Raw genomic sequence first — 18,192 nt, 5'->3', positions numbered from 1 at the left:
GACGGATGAACTGGTTATCCATTGGATGTGTCCTTCTCTGTGCTCCAGACGGGTCCCGCCCGGGATTGTGTGGTGTGCGGAGGTCTCCGCGCACCTTCCCCGGATGGGGAAGCTTGGAAAATTCTGTTGTGTCAGTCGGCGGCCAAAGCAGTGATCGGCATCATGGCGGCGGCTCGTCTGGCAGGCCTTAGCGAGGCGGTGGCGCCGACCAGGAGCGCGATGGCCAGGAGTCCGGCCAGTGGGAGCCAGGGGATGGCGACTTCAAGTCCGCCGTTGCCCAATACCGCTAGTGAACCAGCCGCCCCGAGAGCGGTTCCAGCGATAATGCCGAGGGTTCCGCCTATGACGGCCAGGAGGATGGTCTCTGTGATGATGAGGCGGCGGATTTGCGAACGGTCGGCGCCGGTGGCGCGCAGGACGCCGATCTCGCGGGTGCGCTCCAGGACGGAGACGTCGGTGATATTGGCCAGGCCGGTCAGAGAGATGATAAGAGCGGCTCCCATGACCAGGCAGGTGAGGAGCATTATCTGGTTGAGCGCATCGCTGAAGGCGTCGCGTCCCTGGGCACTGTCATTGACCATGAGATCCTGGCCACGGGTGGCCTGACGCACGGCGCTCTCGAGCGCTTGAGTGGGTCCTTCGCCCTTGGCGCGCACCCACATCATGGCGTTGGCGGGAGCGGTGCCGTTGAGGCGCTCGGCGGCGGCGGGGGTGATGGCAGCGCCCCAGCCCTCCCTGACGCGGGCGGTCAGGGTGGCGCTGCCGGCCGGCCCGGTGAGGGTGACCGCGGCGCCGTCGGGAATGTCATAGATTTCGCCGACGATAAGGGTGTTGTCGTCGAAGTCCTCCAGGCCCTCGGTGGAGCGAACAATGGGGGAAATGGTGGCGGTGTCGATGGAGGCGACGTCGGTCCGTTCGGTCTTGCCGTTCACGGTCTGGGTCAGGTCGAGGATGGGGACGAGGACGGTGCCCTGCACGCCGTCAATGCTCCTGATGGTGGAGGTCAGGGCAGCACTGTCGGTCTGCGGCGTTACCCCGAAGATCGTGATGTCGGTGGGCGAGGCCTGGTTCAGGATGTTTTGAAAGGACGAGCTGAAGGAGAACAGGCCCACGAACAAGGTCGAGCCGATCATGACCCCGATGAGAAGGGTGGCGGCGGTAGCAGTGGAACGACCGGGGTTGCGAACTAGGTTGCGAGCGGCCAGATGAAGGAGAGGATACCGGCCCTTAGCCCCGACCCGTCCGGTGATGCTGACGATGAGGACTATCAGCAGGGGCAGAGCCGCCAGGATTCCCAGGGCGATGAGGGCGGCGCCGCCAGCCACTATGTAGAGGTTGTGCCCGGTCATCCCCGACACGAGGAGGACGCCGCCAGTCAGGATGAGAACGAGCCCGCTGACAGCAGCCCAGGGCCGCTTCCTGGTCCGGTTGACGCCAGCGGTCTGCCCGGTGATGGCCACCAGGGGAGAGATGCGGGAGGCCCTGCGCGCCGGACGCAGGACGGCGATGAGGGTAACTGCGGCACCCAGGACGATGGTGACGGCCAGGGAGGCGGGGGTGATGGTGAGCTGGTCGGCGCCCAGATCCTCGATGACGCCGGAGCGGATGAGAACGGCCCCGGCCACAGCTCCGAGTCCGGCTCCGGCCACGGATCCGATCAATCCGGTGAGGGCGGCGGTGCGCAGCACGGCGCCCATGATCTGGCGGCGCGAGGCGCCGATGCAGCGCAGCAGTCCGGTGGTGCGGGTCTGTCGGGCCACCAGGGCGGTGAAGGTCGTGGTGATGACAATAGCGGATACTAATGCACATACCGGCGCCAGCAGATTGAGCATCGTAGACATAGTCGCCCCGCCCGACGTACTGGAGACAGCACGCTGGACTACAGCAGTGTCGGCGTCCATCACGGAGGCGCCGGGCTGAACGGCGTGCACCACCCGTTCGACCTCGCTCACGAGGGTGCCGGTACTCACCCCCGGCTTCGCATTCACGTACAGGCAGTGGTAGGCAGTGGTCGCCCCCATAGCAGCCAATTGCTTGGGCGTGGCGTAGACCATGACGTCGCTGGGATCGAGTGTGGTATCCGCCCCCGGGGAAACAATGCCCACCACAGTCGAACTGGTGCGCACAGTGCGGTCGTGATCAGTCAAGCGAATGGTGTCCCCCACGCCCAGGCCCTGCTGCTCGGCCAGGCGAGTGTTGACGGCGACCTCCCCGTCGGCCTGCGGTAGTCGTCCGGCCGTCAGGGTCGTGTGCTCACTCAATGCAGGTACATCCTGAGCCAGGATCGTGGCCCCCACCGCACGAGTGAGTTGTTCGGGCAGATCCAGTCGAAGGACATCCCAGTGCTCACCGCGCACCGAGGCCACGCCGTCAACAGCCTCCAGTTGCGAGATCAGATTGTCATCCAGTACCTCACCATCATCATGCAGATCCACCGCCGTGACCACCACATCGGCGCCTTTGATAGACAGGCGGGCATCGGCCCGCATCCTGGTGGTGTAGGAGTCGGAGACGATGAAGGCGAAGGCGATCAGGGCGGCGCTCAGGGCCACGGCGATCAGGGCGGCGGCGGTGCGGCGGACGTCAAGCAGGGAGGGCATCAGTGCATCCTCCTGGTCTGGAGGGGGCCGGCGGGGCCTGTGGTCGCGGCGCCGGCCCGGGGGGCCGGGAAGTAGGAGGCGGCGGGGCGGCCGGGTGCGGCGGGGTGGCGGGTGACGCCAGGAGTGCGGGTGGGTCTGCGCGTGGGCACGGGCACGGTGGCCCGGAAGTCCCCGGCCGGGGGCTCGGCGGGGTCGGGACCGGGGGCGGCCGCCGGGGCGTCCGGGCCGGCGGGCGCGCCGTGGCGGGCGGCCGGGCCGGCGGGTGCGGCGTGGTGGTGTGGGGCCGCACCGTGGTGGTGGGTGGTGGGGTTGTCTGTGGTGATGTGTCCGTCTGTGAGGCGGATGATGCGGTTGGTGGCGGCGGCGGCGTTCTCGTCGTGGGTGACCATGACCACGGTCTGGCCCAGGTTGCGGCACATGGCCCCCAGGGCCTGAAGCAGCGAGGCGGCCGAGGCGGTGTCCAGGGCGCCGGTGGGCTCGTCGGCGAAGACGACCTCGGGGCGCCCGGCCAGGGCGCGGGCCACGGCCACCCTCTGCTGCTGGCCGCCCGACAGCTGGCTGGGGCGGTGGTCCAGGCGGTCGGCGATGCCCAGGGCGTCGATGACCGCCCGGTACCACTGCTCATCGGGCCTGCGGCGGGCCAGGCGCAGCGGGAGCAGGATGTTCTCCTCGGCGCTCAGGGTGGGCAGGAGGTTGAAGGCCTGGAACACGAACCCCAGCCTGTCGCGCCGCACCCGGGTCAGCTGAGCGTCGTTCATGCCCGCCAGGTCCTCACCCGCGATGAGCACTGACCCCGAGGTGGGAGTGTCCAGACCGGCCAGGCAGTGCAGCAGAGTCGACTTGCCCGACCCCGACGGGCCCATCACCGCCACGAACTGACCCCGCTCCACGCTCAGACTCACCCCGCCCAGAGCCACCACCCGAGCCTCACCCGACCCGTACACCCGCACCACATCACGCGCCTCCACCACAACATCGGCACCGCGAGTGGTCTGGGACCACTCGGCGGCAGCGCCCGGAACACCGCTCATGAGGTCCTCCTTCTTCCATATCCGTTCAACCCATCGACTTGATGGCACTGACTCTAGGAACGGCCCCGAAGCGGCGGAATACGACCAAAGACCACACTTCGACCCCCGGCTACGACCAAAGGCCGGCGCCCCTCCGCCCTTGCCGCCGGCCCGCTCGAGAAGTGACACTTGACCCCATTAAGTGCAAGAACCGAGCGGACCGGTGACAGATGAGCGAGAACGAGTGGCCGAGGCCGGGCCGCGAGACGCTGCCCTGGACCTCGCGCATGGCCGAGTTCCTCACGCCCCGCCAGCGCGCCCTCCTCCCCTCCACCTACGAGGCCGCCGTCGTCCCCGAAATCGCCGACGCCGCCCTGACCCTCCCCACGCGCCTCGCCGCCGCCGAGGCCGACGCTGTCGCCGCGGTCTCGCGCTTCGACTCCGACGCCGCCAGCGCGCTCCTGCCGTTCACCCCCCTGCTCCTGCGCAGCGAGTCCAGCGCCTCCTCGAGGATCGAACGACTCACCGTCTCCGCCCGCAGACTCATGGAGGCCGAGCTCTTCGAGACGGGCCGCGGTAACGCCGCACTCGTCGTCGCCAATACCCGGGCCATGACGGCCGCCTCCTCGATCCGCCCGCCGCTGAGCCTCGACTCCCTGCTGTCCATGCACCGCGCCCTCCTGGAGTCCAGCGCCCCCGACGACGCCGGGGCGCTGCGCCGCGAGCCCGTGTGGATCGGCGGATCCGAGCTCTCCCCCGCGGGCGCGCTCTTCGTTCCTCCCCGGCACGAACGGGTGCCCGAAGCGCTGGAGGACCTCTTCGCCTTCACCCGCCGCACGGATCTGCCGCCCCTGACCAGGACCGCCATCGCCCACGCCCACTTCGAGACGATCCACCCCTTCGTCGACGGCAACGGCCGCACGGGGCGCGCCCTCATCCACGTCCTGCTCTCCTGGGCGGGGCTGACCCCGCACGCCCCGCTGCCCCTGTCCGCCGTGCTGCTCGCCGACGTCGACTCCTACTTCCGCTCCCTGGACGCCTACCGCCGCGGCGAGCCGCTCGTCATCGTCGAGCTCTTCATCGGGGCCGCGGCGCGGGCCGCAGCGCTCGGGCGCAGCGCGGGGCGACGGATCGGCCGGACCGTGGAGGCCATGCTCGAACGCTCCCCCGGGCGCGCGGGCACGCCGGACCGCGCCATTATTGAGCTGCTCGCCCGCCGACCGGTCCTCGACGCGGGTTCCGCGGCGACCGCCGTCGGGGTCTCCGAGGCCGCGGCGCGCCGCTCCCTGGAGCGGCTCGAAGCCGCCGGCCTGCTTCGCGGGTACCTCATCGGCCCGCACCGGAGGGCGTGGCGCAGTCCCGAGATCCTCGATCTCATGGACGACGTCGCCTCCGCTCTGGGACGCCGGGCGCGACCCGGAACGCGCCGAGAAATGCCATAGTTGGGGCCATGGTCAGGCGGCGCAGACCCACCGGACTCCGGTACCTGAAGATACTCGGGGTCGTCGCGCTGGCGCTCGTCTCGGTCGGCGGCACCTGGGCGGGTACCCACTCCTGGGGGCTCACGGCCGGGGCGGCGCTGGCCCTGATCGCCCTGCGGTGGTGCGGGCGCCACGCCGACGCCGTCCTCGGCGTCCACGGCCTCCTGTGCGCGGTCCAGATCATTGTCACGGACTCCGTCCTGCCCGCCGATCTGCCAATGGTCGTGTCCCTCCACGCGGTGGGACGACGGGGCAGGCGGGAGCTCACGCCCCTGTGGACCGCGGCAGTGGTCATCGGGGCCGCGCTGGGCTCCTGGGACTGGAGCCGGGACAAACTGGGCTTCCCCACCTACTACCGCCAGAGTCTGCTCACGAACTTCGCCATACCCATATGCGTATCCGCCATCTCCTGGGGCCTGGGCAGGTCGGAGAGGCAGCACCAGGAACTGGCCGCCAGCCGCGTGGTCGAGGCCGAGGCCCTGGCCGCGGAGGCCCGCGCCCGCCAGGCGGAGTCGGCGGCCCGCCTGGCGGAGGAGGAGCAGCGGCACGCGGCGCGCGACGCGGCCCTGCGCACCGAGATCGCCCGGGAGGTCCACGACGTCGTGGGGCACGCCCTGGCCCTCATCGCGGTCCAGGCCGAGGCGGGCCACTACCTGGCGTCGAGCTCCGACGACATCGACCTTCCGCCGCCCCAGCGCCTGGAGCAGGCGGCGCAGGCGCTGGGGACGATACGGAGGACCGCCCGCTCGGCCCTGGCCGACACCCGCGGTCTGACCCGCACCCTGACCTCCTCGTCCTCCTCCCCGGAGTCGGGCGGGCCGCTGCGCCCGGTTCCGGGGCTCTCCGACCTGCCGCGACTCGTCAACGACGTCCGCGCCGCCGGGCTGCCGGTCGAATTGAGGATCGACGACCCGCCGCCGGGCCGTCCCGCCCTCGGGACGCAGGCCGGGCTCGCCCTCTACCGCACGGCCCAGGAGTCGCTGACCAATGTGCTCAAGCACGCGGGGCCGGCCTCCGTCGATATAACGGTGGAGCACCGCGACGACGACGTCGTCCTGACCGTCACGGACCGTCCCGACGACGGCCCCGGCGCTGACCCCGACCCCGCCGCCGACGCGCCGTCTCCCGGGGCGGCCGGGGCGGCCGAGGCAGCTGGAGTCTCCCGCGCCGATGCGGCGGAGGGCACCGTCCGATCCGTCGTGGACGGCGACCCGGCCGAAGCCCCCCGCGCCGATGCGGCGGAGGGCCCGCCGCGCGGCGGGCGTCCGGGCGACCCCGGCGAACGGAACGGCCGCGGGGGGTCGGGCGAGCGCGGCGGGCAGGGCCTGGCGAATCTGCGCCGTCGTCTCGAGGCGGTCGGCGGGAACCTGAAGGCCGGGCCGCAACCCGGCGGCGGATTCGCCGTGCGCGCCCGCGTCCCCGCGACCCCGGCCGCGGAGCGGGACGTTGCGGCGCCGTCCACTGCGCAGCCCGCCTCTTCCCCCGCGGAACGGAATGCCGTGGCGCCACCCGCCGCGCAGCCCGCCTCTTCCCCCGCGGTCCCCGAGGAGCGGGACGCCGCAGCCGCGCATTTGAGGGATGAGGCGCCGTGAGCCGGCCGCTGCGCATCGCGCTGGTGGACGACCAGGACCTGGTCCGCACCGGCTTCCGCATGATCCTCGACGCCCAGAGGGACATGTGCGTCGTCGGGCAGGCGTCCGACGGCGTCGGCGCCCTGTCCATGGTCAGGACGACCCGGCCCGACGTCGTGCTCATGGACATTCGAATGCCCGCCCTGGACGGCATCGCCGCCACCCGGGCCGTTCTGGAGGCCGATCCCGGGATCAAGGTGATCGTGCTGACCACCTTCGACCTGGACGACTACCTCGTGGCCGCCATGAGGGCCGGGGCCTCGGGCTTCCTGCTCAAGGACACCACGGCCCCCGAGCTGATCGCCGGGATCCGGGCCGTGGCGCGGGGCGACTCGGTCGTGGCCCCCTCGGCCACCCGCCGGCTGCTGGAGCGCTGGTTCGCGCCGCCCGCCTCCGCCGATTCCCCGGGGGCTGGCGCGGCGCGCCCCATCGACTCCCCGGGGATCGGCGCGCGCCCCGCCGACCCCCCAGAGCACAGCGCGCGGGCCGCCGACTCCCCAGAGCACAGCGCGCGGGCCGGACGAGCCGGCCTCCTCGCAGTCCTGTCCGACCGGGAGAAGGAGATCCTCACCCTGGTGGGACGGGCCATGAACAACAGAGAGATAGCCGGCGACCTCTTCCTGGCCGAATCGACGATCAAGTCCCACATCAACCGCATGCTGCGCAAGCTGAACTTGCGGGACCGCGCCCAGCTCATTGTGCTGGCGTACGAGAGCGGGCTCGTGCGCGCGGGCGAGGGGCCAGCCCCGGTCGGGACCGATCATCCGGACCGCCCATCCCAGTAGGTTCGGCGCGGCTAGTCCCGACGCCCCGGATCCCGTCCCGCCCGCCACGGGCTGACGCACCGCCCATTTCCAGGCCGACGCGACCGGGTGCGGATCTCCTCCCGCCACGGGCTGACGGCAGGTGCCGGGATGCGCCCAATGAGCCTTTAAGGTTATTCGGTGTGATTTTGAATGACCGCCCTTGGTGACGAATAGTGTTTTAGTCGCCCCGCTCCGCGGCGTTATTCCGGTGACATTGTTCGAAAATCGTTTTTATACCGCTCCTGAGCATGTACAGTGACACCAGCACGGAACCAATGGTATCCAGATGGGATGAAATTCCGGAGCCGGGGAATACCAGTATTGCAGCAAGCACAATGGTCACGCACACGTCGACACCCGATTTTGCTTTGAACAACCTCGCCTGTACACCCAGGATGGAATTTCCCTGCTTTTTGTGAAGAAATGCGTACCGGCGCCAGAAGAATATGTTGGTGGCCGCGCCGAGAATCGCGATCGCAAGTGCAGGAACGACGTTCCCCTTGTCCTCCCTGCCTGACAGGACTGTCAGGAGGATCATGCTCATCCCGCTCACGCACATGATCACTCCGACGAAACTGTTTCCTCTTCTCTCCAGCGCATGTTTCCGCTTCTCGTCCATCTTTCGTCTGTTCGTCACCGTGTACACGGCGAAGGCGACGATGAGCGCCAAGAACTCTGCCGTTCGCCTGGTGAAGTCCGAGAGTTGTGTGGAGCTGTGACCAACAGTGAGGCCCAGGCCCAGGACCAGCGGTCCGGGTGAGCTCAGCAGCATTGAGGTCAGGAGGGTTCGGTAACCGCTTTTCTTATCTTGATCCATGAGTTCTCCTGAATTAGATTGCGAGATTGACGCGAAAGAAAGCTACTGGAACAGAAGATGCGCCGGACACAGAATCAGCATGGCCGCCGCTGGGCAGAAGAAAGTATCAAGCCCGTTGGACGTTGCCAGCTCGGCGGCCGTGGTGACCGTCGCCGTCAGAGCGGATACCAGGAGGGCCTGCTCCGAGGAGAAGGTGTCATTCCATGAAAGAACCGCGAAAACGCTCACCCAGGAGAGTACAAGCATGGCGAGCGTGCCCTCCAAGGATTTTCTCCGCATTTTTCCGATCTTATTCTTCCCGTACCGTTTCCCGACCAGCGCGGCGGCCGCGTCCCCTGGCCCCCAGGCGAAGATGCTGACAAGGGCGAGGTTCCTGTCCCCGAGCCAGCCCCAGCAGACGCCTACTGCCAACATGAACATGAGGTAAGAGGCGCTCAGGCTCTTGTGCAGTTCTCCGGGACTTCTTTCAGATGATATATTTGAAAGAGAGGAGGCGGCGGGCCGATCTTTTATGGACCGATCCTTTATCGAGAGAAGAAGGAGAAGGATCGGGTGCGCCGCGACGGCGAACACCACTATTGTAACTTCCGTGATCCTCCAGTCGGCGAAAGCGTACAGCCATACCGTTAGAACAATAATTGCGGAGAGATGCAGAAGCTTCCTGGACACTTCTGGAGGCACTGAGACTATTTTGCGAATGAAAAGCACGGATGAAGCGCACAGAAAATATGCGCCGACGACGTAGAGCAGACCCTGCAGTATTCTTATGGGGACCACGACTGGCATGTTGAACCCTTCTCATCGGAGTTGCTGGCGATGGTGGTGGTGCCCGGTCGGGCTCGGCTCGGCCCAATAGCTCGCCCGCTGGCAGAGGGAGCGAGATTGGACGCCTCAACCGTTTTGCGTCATGAGGCTGCAGACGTCGGGCCCTGACGGGGCGGTGAGGGTCCGTCCGAGTCGGGATGGGTGGTGCTGAGTCATCCGATCCGGCATCGAAGATCCTCACCACCACGATTCACTATAACACCCCGAAGGGCCTCGGTGAAGTCGGCGGGGATTGTCCGGTGTTCGGAGTTCTCGGCGTATTGGCGGGGCTGCGGCGCGGCCCCGCCGGGACGATTGTGTGATGTTGGTTCACAAAGGTTATTCAGGGTGTGATTTCGAACACGTAGAGCGCGAGGACGGCGGTGATTGTCCGATCGAATATGTGCAGGGCTTTCCCGCAGGCGGTGCGAATGGATTATTCAGGACTTGATGTTGGCGGTGGACTCGTCGGGAGAGCCGCCGGGCGGGGGCCCGCAGCGATCGCCACCACGCTAAGGAACGTGCCCGACCCGGCTTGCGTAATGCGAGCCCAGCGCGACGGAATCCACACCACCTTGCGTCATGCGAGCCCAGCGCGACGGAATCCACCCCAGCTCGATCCGTGCCGGCCCACCTCGCACAATGCGAGCCCAGCTGACACCACCAAAACGACACCCCGAGGGCGGGGGGCATCGTGGAAGGCAGCCGCGAGCAGAACCGCCGGGATGACGACGCCCCCGAGGCGGGGCTCACCGGCACGCTCTTCCAGCGCCGGCTGGCCACGGCCCGAGCCCCCCGAGGCGGGGCTCACCGGCGGATGGCGCATCGGATCCCGGGCCGCGCCCCGACTCCCCCGGGGCAGACGCGCAGACGGACGGTGCGACCGGCACGACCGACACGACCGGACCCGGTCTCGTCCCGGCCGCGCGGCCGAGGCGTCCCCCTTTAGTCGGAGACGGGGCCGACAAGCCGTCTTTCGGCGCATTCCCCCGGCTCTCGGCCCGCTCCTACCGTGAGTGCCATCAGTTGAATGGACCGAACAGGGAGAAGATTTCCGTGAACCGAGCTCCTCGCCCCGCCCCCGCGCACCGCGCCCCAGCCCAGAGGGGGGTGCGCTGACATGCCCTCCCTGCTCGACGCCCGCCGCACCGCCGCCGCCCTGGTGGCGGTGGCCCTGAGCGCGGCCCTGATCGCCTTCGCCTTCATCGTCTCCGACTCCTTCACCACCCAGCTCACCGCCGCCGCCCGCGCCTCGGTGGGCGACGCCGACGTCGTCGTCCTGCCCCAGCGCGGCGAGGACCTGCCCGAGAGCACCGCGCAGAACATCGCCGCCGCGTCCGGGGTGGCCGGCGTGCGCCCCTACATCGAGGGCATGACCTACCTCGATCGGCCCGGCACCGCCTACGACGAGCACGTCTTCGTCCTGGACGCGCCGACCCTGACCAGTACCACCCGTCTGACCGCCGGGCGCCTGCCCGAGGCGGCCGGGGAGGTCGCGGTCTCCTCGTTGTTCGCGCAGAACCAGAACCTGGGGGTCGGCGACGCGGCCTCCTTCATCAAGGACCCGACCGACGACGCCGCCTCCCCCACCACCGCCACCATCGTGGGCATTATCGAGCCCGGGGCCGAAGCGACCCGGCAGAGCCCGCAGGACTCCTACGTCTTCGCCACCGCCGACGAGCGCGCCGCCCTGGGCGTGAGCGAAACGCCCGTCGTCCTGTACGTCACCGCACGGGACGGGGTCTCCGCCGGCGACCTCCTGGACTCGGTGACGAAGGCGGCCGACGGCGCCCAGGTCTACACCGCCGACGACATCGTCACCATGCGCGCCGCGAACAGCGGCAGCAGCACCTCGGCGACACTGCTCCTGCTGGGTGTGCTCGGGCCGGTGTGCGCGGTGGTGGCGGCCATCGTCATCGCCACGACCTTCGCCACCCTGGTGGCCCGCCAGACCCGCACCACCGGACTGCTTCGCTGCGTGGGGGCCTCGCGCCGCCAGGTCATGGGCGCCGTGCTGCGCACCGCCGCCCTCACCGGGGTTCTCGGCTCCGTTCTCGGCGCCGGGATCGGGGCCGGAGCCGGGGCCGCCCTCATCCGCTCCGGCGTCGTCGACGGCCTCGGGTCGCAGTACCTGACCATCACCCCCGCCTCCCTGGCCCTGGCCGTCGGGACGTCCACCCTGGTCACCCTCATCGCGGCCCTGTGGCCCGCCCGCCGCGCCTCCCGCATCTCGCCCCTGGTCGCCCTGACCGGCGTCGTCGCCGACGACCGCACCCTGGGCCGACGCCGCCTGGCCGCCGCCATCGCGGGCGCCGTCATCGCCGCCGCCGGCTCCGCCGTCATGTTCCTGGCGGTCAGGGCCCGCATTCTGGAGTTCACGGCGGCCGGCGCCGTCGTGCTCGTCCTGGGCGTGCTGGTCGCCCTGCCGCTGCTGGTGGTCGGCGCCTCCCGGCTCATCGGGCGCCTGGCGGGCGCCGAGCGCCACCCCGTCCTCCACCTGGCAACCCGCAACCTGGAGCGCAACCCGGGGCGGGCGAGCGCGACCACCGCCGCCCTGCTCGTCTCCGTGGGCGTGGCCGCCACCATGGTCACCGGCCTGACCAGCGTCGCGGCCTCCACGGACAGCTACCTCAGCTCCGGCGCCCCCATCGACATCCGCGTCCAGGGCACGACGGCGCAGCAGGACATCGACTCGCTCACCGCGCAGGTCAAGGGCGTCGACGGCGTCCAGACCGTCGTGGCGGTCCCCGAACTGAGCCTGCGCCTGACCCCCGAGAACAAGGACGCCTACTCCAACACCAGGGGCGATGACGACTTCACCGTGAGCGCGGTGGACGAGGCCGCGGTGGCCCCCGTCATCCGCTCCCACCACGGCCTGGAGGGACTGGACGACGGCACTCTCATCGTCGGCGGCATCTACCACCTGGCCGAGGGCTCGAAGGCGACCCTCACCGGACCGGCGGGCAGCGCCGAGCTCACGGTCCACGTCGAGGAGGGCGGCTTCGGCCCGGTCATCACCCCCGCCGTCGCCCACCGACTCGTCGGGGACGCCCCCACCGCCCGCGCCCTGTGGGCGCGCACCAGCGGCGACGGCTCCGACGCCGCCCCGGCCGCCCGCGTCCGCGAGGCCCTGCGCGGCACCGGGCTGCTCGTGAGCGGCTCGGCCGACGGGCGCACCGCCTTCTCCCAGCAGATCCAGCGGGTGACGGTGGTCATTGGAGCTGTCCTCGGTCTGACCCTGCTCATCACCCTGTCCGGCCTGGCCAACACCACCGACGTGTCCGTCCTGGAGCGCACCCGCGAGATCGGCGTCCTGCGGGCCACCGGCACCGGGCGCGCGCAGGTGCGGGGCCTGTTCCTCGCCGAGGCCGTCCTCACCGCCCTCCTGGGCGGCCTCATCGGCGTCGCCCTGGGGGCGGCCATCGGACTGGCGGGCGTGTCCGCCCTCATGGGCACGCAAGCCGGCTCGGGCCTCAACCTGCAACTCCCCTGGCCGGCACTGATCGGGATCCTCCTGGCCTCCGCCGCCGTCGGCGTCCTCGCCTCCCTGCGACCCGCGGGCCGGGCCGCCGCCATCGCCCCCGTCGCCGCCCTGGCCACCGACTGACGGCCGACTGACCGCCGCCCGGCCCCGGGACGCCCCGGCGAACCACGCGCAGCGGCCCCTCGACGCCGAGACGTGCACTTCGCACTCGAGAATGACGGTTGGAACCGCGCTCTCGAGTGCGAAGTGCACCTCTCGGCGAAAAGGCCGCCCGCCCATCGGGTGACGCGCCCGCGGGCGGGGCGGACCCGGCGTTGCCACCCTCGGGTGGCAACGCTCCCGCGGCCTTGCAACCCGGGGTGGAAAATCGGTCCGGACCGGTGTGACCGACGCCGTCGGCGCCTACGGTCGACACCATGAGCACCTCCACCGCCCCCATCCGATTCCATTTCCTCGACGCCCTGCGCGGTTTCGCCATTGCGGGCATTCTCCTGGTCAATACCGCCGACATTATGCATCTGGGGCGTCACGGCCCCGTCCTGGTCCACCCCGTGATCCCGCCGGCCGCCAACGCCCTGTACTTCCTCGTGGCGACCCGCTTCGTCCCGATCTTCTCCTTCATGTTCGGCATGAGCATGGGATTCGTCATCGACTCCGCCGTCCGGCGCGGCGAGGCCGGTTGGAAGATCCTGCTGCGCCGCCTGGGCGCCCTGGTCATCATCGGGCTTCTCAACTCCATCCTCTACCCCGACGAGATCCTGCTCGCGTACGCCATTATGGGAATCCTCGCCCTGCCCGTCGTCCTCGCAGTGCCGCGCTCCTGGCGCCTGGGACTCGGTCTGGCGGCCACCATCGGCGCCTACGCCGTGGCGGGAGGAGGCAACCTGTCCCTGCCCGGGCTGCTCCTCCTCGGTTCGGCCGCCCAGGCCTACGGTCTGCCCGCCCTGCTCGAGCGCGCCGACCGGCGCGTCGGGGCGGCGGCGCTGCTGTTCGCCGCGGCCACCGCGGCCGCGATCCCCTGGCAGGCCGGGGAGCCCGGCGACCCCAGGTTCTTCGTGGCCGGCGGGGTCGCCGGGGGCGTCATGGCCTGCCTGTACGTCTGCCTCCTGGCGCTGCTGTGGCGCACTCCTGTGCGCCGGGTCCTCAGAGCGGCGTTCGAGCCCCTGGGGCGCATGGCCCTGACCTGCTATGTCACCGCGACGTTCGTCATGGTGCCCGCGGGGATGATGCTTCACGCGGAGTCGAGGTCGGCCTTCGACGTGGTGCCCGGGCTCGTCGTCGCCGTGGCCGTCCTGGCCGTCCAGTGGATCGCGTGCCGCCTGTGGCTGTCCCGCTTCTCCTACGGTCCCCTGGAGTGGGCGTGGCGGTGCGCGACCTGGTGGCGGATCGTCCCGCTGCGGGCCGGCCGGCCCGTCGCAACCCCGGCCTCCCGCGACTCGGCCGTCCCGCCGCGGTTCGGTCAACCCGTCACGGCTCGGCCGGCCTCCCGCGACTCGACCGTCCCGCTGCGGCCCGGCCGACCCGTCACGGCCGGCTGATCGCAGGCTGAATCGCGCGACGACGAATACGATGCCGGGCCCGGGGTCACTGCGGTGATCCCGGGCCCGGAAGTTATTCAACGGGCGGCAATGCGGGTGCGGGCGGCCCGGCGGCACTCGCGTCTACTACGCCCTTCTTCCTCTGCTACGTTCCTTGACTGTACGAGAAAAAGAGGCGTAGCGGAGGGTGAAGGAGCGCAGCGGACAGGAAGGCGCGTAGCAAACGACCCGACGCGCCCTCCGCGGACCCCGGGGCCGCCGGCCAGGACCCCGCGGCACAACCCACGCCAAGGGACTCACCCGAGGTCGGCGACCTTGACCAGCCCATCACCTCCGCCGCGGCGGGATCGGCGGCGAGAAGAAGCGCGGAATATCAACGTTTCTCTTTCGGCGCCCCGGCGAGATCCAGGCCTTTGTGGCAGATTTGAACAACCTGCGCCGCCGCGGGCCCCGCACGGACGGCGGCCACGGCGAGCACCCCGGCCCCCGGACCGGTCCGCGCTGCCCCCCCGGACGCGCAGGAGCCGCCCCGCTTGGCGGCTCGAAGGTGTCGCGCGACCCGATGACGCGGAGAAGACTCCCGCGGAGACCGCTCGAGGCGGGAAATGGCGCTCTGGGAGGATCGTTCGGGTCGGCACCCCGGATGCGCTCGGCGGTTCCCGCATGATTCCGCGGTTGTGTAGCCAACGCTGCGGGGTGCGGGGCGGAACGATCCTCCCAGAGCGCCAGAATCAGGACCCGATGGACCGCCGACCGCCCCGACCCACCCGCGAGAACCGACCCCGACGACCACCCGACCAAGAACTCCATCGAACGCACCCGATGAGCCACCGACCGCGCGCACCGCCCCCGGCCGGAACCGCCTCCGAATACGAGGCGCGCATCCCTGCGCCGGGGCGGCCCGGGGCCGGGCGGCGGTCAGTCGGCCGTCAGTCGGTGGCCAGGGCGGCGACGGGGGCGATGGCGGCGGCCCGGCCGGCGGGTCGCAGGGAGGCGAGGACGCCGACGGCGGCGGAGGCCAGGAGGATCCCCAGAACCTCCAGCCAGGGGATGGCGGGGGCGAGACTGGAGGCGCCCGCAGGCCCCATAAGAGCGGTTACACCCGCGATCCCGACCACCGCCCCCAGGACGGTGCCGATGAGACCGCCCAGAACCGCGGTGAGGACGGCCTCGGTGAGGAACAGGCCCCGCACCTGTGCGCGCCCGGTGCCGGTGGCGCGCAGGACCCCGATCTCGCGGGTGCGCTCCAGGACGGACACGTCGGTGGTGTTGGCCAGACCGGACAGGGTGATGAGCAGGGTCAGGCCGAGGACCGCGGCGGTGATGAGGGTAGCGCGATGGATGAGGGTGACGAAGGCCGTCCGACCGTCGACCGAGGCGGTGACGACGAGGCCTGTGCCGCGCAGGGCCTCGCGGACGCGGGCGGCCGGGGCGGCGTCGGACCCGTCGCCGCTGGTGCGCGCCCACAGGGCGCGGGCGGTGGGGGCGTCCCCCGCGAGCCGGTGGGCGACGGCGGGGGTGATGACCGGGCCGAGACCGCTCTTCTCGACGTGGACGCTCAGAGTGACGGCACCCGCCGGTCCGGTGAGGGTGACCTGGCTCCCTTCGGGCAGCTCGTTGGCCTCGCCGACGACGAGGGTGCCGTCGTTCAGCCCCTCCAGGCCCGCGTGGGAGCGGATGATGGGGGCGACGGCCGCCTCGTCGACCGCGTGGAGAATCAGGTCATCCGAACCGGCGGAGGAGTCGGCCCGGACGGTGAGCTCGGGGACGAGTACGGCTGTCCTGACGCCGTCGACCTGCTCGATCCTGCTGGTGAGCGCGGCCGCGTCGTCGTCGGGAGCAACGGACTGAACGGTAATGTCGACGGGGTTGCTGGAGGCCAGGTAGCCGCTCATGGAGGCCGCCACGGTGGCCATGCCCACCACCATCGTGGTGGCGACGCCGACGGAGACGAGCAGGGCGGCCGTGGTCGCGCTCGCCCGGCCGGGGTTGCGCTCCAGGTTGCGGGCCGCGAGCTGGAGGACGGGGTGGCGCTCGGCGCCCGCCAGGCGCCCGATGAGCCGGGAGGCGCCGACCACCAGCAGCGGCAGGGCGGCGAGGATGCCCAGGGTCAGGACGACGGCGCCGACGGCCGTGATCTCGGGCACCCCTATGAGGACCGCGACGCCGGTCAGGGCGGCGCCGGCGAGAATGAGGAGGACGCCGAGTACCGCGGTGATGAGGCGGCGTCGGCCCAGGGTGCGGTCGTCGGCGACGACGCCGGTCAGGGCGACCAGGGGCGAGACGCGGGCGGCGCGGCGGGTCGGTCGGAGAACCGCGATGAGGGTGACCAGGGCGGACAGTCCGACGGCCAGGGCCAGGGAGGCGGGGGTGATGGTCAGGTACTGCGACCCGAGGCCGTCGACGACGCCGGAGCGCACAAGGAGCGCGGCGGCCCCGGTCCCGAGCCCGGCGCCGAGGATGGAGCCGAGAACCCCGGTGAGGGCGGCGGTGCGCAGCACGGCGCCCATGACCTGGCGGCGCGAGGCGCCGATGCAGCGCAGCAGGCCGGTGGTGCGGGTCTGGCGGGCCACCAGGGTGGTGAAGGTCGTGGCGATGACGATGGCAGCCACCACCGCGCACACCGGACCGAGGATCCCCAGCAGGGTCAATGTCGCCGAAACCCCCGACTGGCCGTTCGCGGCGCGCATGGCGACGATGTCGTCGGCGGTGTAGACCTGGGCGCCGCCGGCCGCCCTCGTCACCGAGTCCAGGAGGCCGGCGGCGGAGGTTCCGTCGCCGGTGACGTAGAGGACGGCGGGGGTCGAGTTCAGGCCCAGGGCTGCGCGCTCGTCGGCGGTGGCGAAGACGTAGGAGTCCTGCGGGTCGTTGCGGGTCATGGCCGCCGTCGGCGCGATGACGCCCACGACGCTCGCCGTGACGGCGGAGGCGGACCGCCTATCGGTTCCCAGGGACCTCAGGGGTATCGAGTCCCCGACGCTTATGCCCTCCGTCTGCGCGAGGGCGCTCGAGATGGCGATCTCGCCGGTCGAGGCGGGCAGGCGCCCCTCGGTGACGTTCGCGCTCGCGCCCGGCGCGTCCAGGACGAAGACGTGGACGTCGCCGGCGCCGTTCCGGTCGAGGAACGCGTGCTCCTCGATATAGGGCCGCACGCTCTTAACGCCCGGTGCGGCGGCGATGTTCTGCGCGGTGCTCTCGGGCAGGTCCTCGCCGCGCTGGGGCAGGACGACGACGTCGGCGTCGCCCACCGAGGCGCGGGCGGCGGCGGTGAGCTGGGTGGTGAAGGAGTCGGAGACGATGAAGGCGAAGGCGATCAGGGCCGCGCTCAGGGCCACCGCCACCAGGGCGGCGGCGGTGCGGCGGGCGTCGAGCAGGGAGGGCATCAGTGCATCCTCCTGGTCTGGAGGGGGCCGGCGGGGCCGGTGGTTGCGGCGCCGGCCCGGGGGGCCGGGAAGTAGGAGGCGGTGGCGGGGCGACCCGGGGCGGCGGGGTAGTGGGTGGCGCCGGGGGCGCGGGTGGTCCTGCGCACCGGCGGGGCGGTGCGCGCCGGCGGGGCGGGGGCCAGTCGCGCGGTCGCGCCGCCGACCGGGCCCCCGTCCGGGCCGGCCGGGGGCCGGGCGGTGCTGGTGCGCGGGGGAGTCGTGGCCACGGGCACGGTGAAGGCGCCCGGCGCCGCCGGGGACTGGGCGGTGCGGCCGCCTCGGGCGGCGGGTCTGCGCGCGGGTACGGGCACGGTGGCCCGGAAGTCCCCGGCCGGGCCGGGACCGGGGGCGGCCGCCGGCGCCGGGGGCTCGGCGGGGTCGGGACCGGGGGCGGCCGCCGGGGCGTCCGGGCCGGCGGGCGCGCCGTGGCGGGCGCCGGCCGGGGCTGCGTGGTGGTGTGCGGTGTGGGTGGTGGGGTTGTCTGTGGTGATGCGTCCGTCTGTGAGGCGGATGATGCGGTTGGTGGCGGCGGCGGCGTTCTCGTCGTGGGTGACCATGACCACGGTCTGGCCCAGGTTGCGGCACATGGCCCCCAGGGC

10 protein-coding genes and 1 pseudogene are annotated in these 18,192 nt (G+C 71.1%); 5 read left to right on the top strand and 6 right to left on the bottom strand.

The features are described 5' to 3' along the window. Positions 1-131: 131 nt before the first annotated feature. A complete protein-coding gene (locus G446_RS0108495; protein ID WP_026409833.1) occupies positions 132-2,600 on the bottom strand; it encodes an FtsX-like permease family protein in 2,469 nt (822 codons plus the stop codon). Next, positions 2,600-3,631, bottom strand: coding sequence for an ABC transporter ATP-binding protein (locus G446_RS16880; protein WP_084779102.1), 1,032 nt, complete (start codon positions 3,629-3,631; stop codon positions 2,600-2,602). Before G446_RS16880 ends, G446_RS0108495 begins: the two co-directional genes overlap by 1 nt. Positions 3,632-3,840: 209 nt before the next feature. Here G446_RS16880 and G446_RS0108485 point away from each other — a divergent pair, with 209 nt between their 5' ends. From G446_RS0108485 to G446_RS16870, 3 genes are read left to right on the top strand one after another with little or no spacing between them, the layout of a single operon-like run. Further along, positions 3,841-5,052 carry a Fic family protein gene (locus G446_RS0108485; RefSeq protein ID WP_026409832.1) on the top strand — a complete coding sequence of 404 codons (1,212 nt, stop codon included), beginning with the start codon at positions 3,841-3,843 and terminating at the stop codon, positions 5,050-5,052. An 8-nt stretch (positions 5,053-5,060) separates the two neighbouring features. Next, the gene (locus G446_RS16875) at positions 5,061-6,683 is read left to right on the top strand and encodes a sensor histidine kinase (RefSeq protein ID WP_051285808.1); all 1,623 of its coding nucleotides are present in this window, start codon (positions 5,061-5,063) and stop codon (positions 6,681-6,683) included. Continuing rightward, positions 6,680-7,507 (top strand): response regulator transcription factor, encoded by an 828-nt coding sequence (locus tag G446_RS16870; protein WP_051285806.1) that lies wholly within the window; start codon positions 6,680-6,682, stop codon positions 7,505-7,507. Before G446_RS16875 ends, G446_RS16870 begins: the two co-directional genes overlap by 4 nt. A 199-nt stretch (positions 7,508-7,706) precedes the next feature. Here the strand turns inward: G446_RS16870 and G446_RS19290 are convergent, their stop codons facing one another. Together G446_RS19290 and G446_RS19950 are read right to left on the bottom strand one after the other, a co-directional pair. Continuing rightward, positions 7,707-8,345: a cation efflux transmembrane domain-containing protein gene (locus tag G446_RS19290; RefSeq protein ID WP_084779101.1), complete on the bottom strand. Its 639-nt coding sequence runs from the start codon at positions 8,343-8,345 to the stop codon at positions 7,707-7,709. A 42-nt stretch (positions 8,346-8,387) separates the two neighbouring features. Then, positions 8,388-9,131: a diacylglycerol/polyprenol kinase family protein gene (locus G446_RS19950; protein WP_156916585.1), complete on the bottom strand. Its 744-nt coding sequence runs from the start codon at positions 9,129-9,131 to the stop codon at positions 8,388-8,390. 1,138 nt (positions 9,132-10,269) lie between these two features. On the opposite strand from G446_RS19950, the gene G446_RS21330 reads away from it, so the two are divergent. Then, positions 10,270-12,756, top strand: a complete 2,487-nt coding sequence (locus G446_RS21330) for an ABC transporter permease (protein ID WP_026409830.1) — start codon at positions 10,270-10,272, stop codon at positions 12,754-12,756. 293 nt (positions 12,757-13,049) lie between these two features. Continuing rightward, positions 13,050-14,171, top strand: coding sequence for a DUF418 domain-containing protein (locus G446_RS16855; protein ID WP_084779100.1), 1,122 nt, complete (start codon positions 13,050-13,052; stop codon positions 14,169-14,171). Positions 14,172-15,100: 929 nt separating this feature from the next. Here the strand turns inward: G446_RS16855 and G446_RS0108450 are convergent. Next, positions 15,101-17,554 carry an FtsX-like permease family protein gene (locus G446_RS0108450; protein ID WP_026409829.1) on the bottom strand — a complete coding sequence of 818 codons (2,454 nt, stop codon included), beginning with the start codon at positions 17,552-17,554 and terminating at the stop codon, positions 15,101-15,103. Then, positions 17,554-18,192, bottom strand: a pseudogene (locus tag G446_RS20985) (hypothetical protein); the annotation flags it as partial. The gene G446_RS0108450 and the pseudogene G446_RS20985, both read right to left, overlap by 1 nt.

It is taken from the genome of Actinomyces dentalis DSM 19115 (genome assembly GCF_000429225.1).
Taxonomy (GTDB): Bacteria; Actinomycetota; Actinomycetes; order Actinomycetales; family Actinomycetaceae; genus Actinomyces; species Actinomyces dentalis.
The sequence above is the reverse complement of the archived record's forward strand: the minus strand, read 5'-3'. Positions and strand labels throughout refer to the sequence as shown.

What these genes read in the sequence shown, in the direction of transcription:
- G446_RS16880 (WP_084779102.1), bottom strand. Translation starts at nt 3,631, where the DNA reads ATGAGCGGTGTTCCGGGCGCTGCCGCCGAGTGGTCCCAGACCACTCGC.
- G446_RS16855 (WP_084779100.1), top strand. Translation starts at nt 13,050, where the DNA reads ATGAGCACCTCCACCGCCCCCATCCGATTCCATTTCCTCGACGCCCTG.
- G446_RS19290 (WP_084779101.1), bottom strand. Translation starts at nt 8,345, where the DNA reads ATGGATCAAGATAAGAAAAGCGGTTACCGAACCCTCCTGACCTCAATG.
- G446_RS19950 (WP_156916585.1), bottom strand. Translation starts at nt 9,131, where the DNA reads ATGCCAGTCGTGGTCCCCATAAGAATACTGCAGGGTCTGCTCTACGTC.
- G446_RS21330 (WP_026409830.1), top strand. Translation starts at nt 10,270, where the DNA reads ATGCCCTCCCTGCTCGACGCCCGCCGCACCGCCGCCGCCCTGGTGGCG.
- G446_RS0108450 (WP_026409829.1), bottom strand. Translation starts at nt 17,554, where the DNA reads ATGCCCTCCCTGCTCGACGCCCGCCGCACCGCCGCCGCCCTGGTGGCG.
- G446_RS0108485 (WP_026409832.1), top strand. Translation starts at nt 3,841, where the DNA reads ATGAGCGAGAACGAGTGGCCGAGGCCGGGCCGCGAGACGCTGCCCTGG.
- G446_RS16875 (WP_051285808.1), top strand. Translation starts at nt 5,061, where the DNA reads ATGGTCAGGCGGCGCAGACCCACCGGACTCCGGTACCTGAAGATACTC.
- G446_RS0108495 (WP_026409833.1), bottom strand. Translation starts at nt 2,600, where the DNA reads ATGCCCTCCCTGCTTGACGTCCGCCGCACCGCCGCCGCCCTGATCGCC.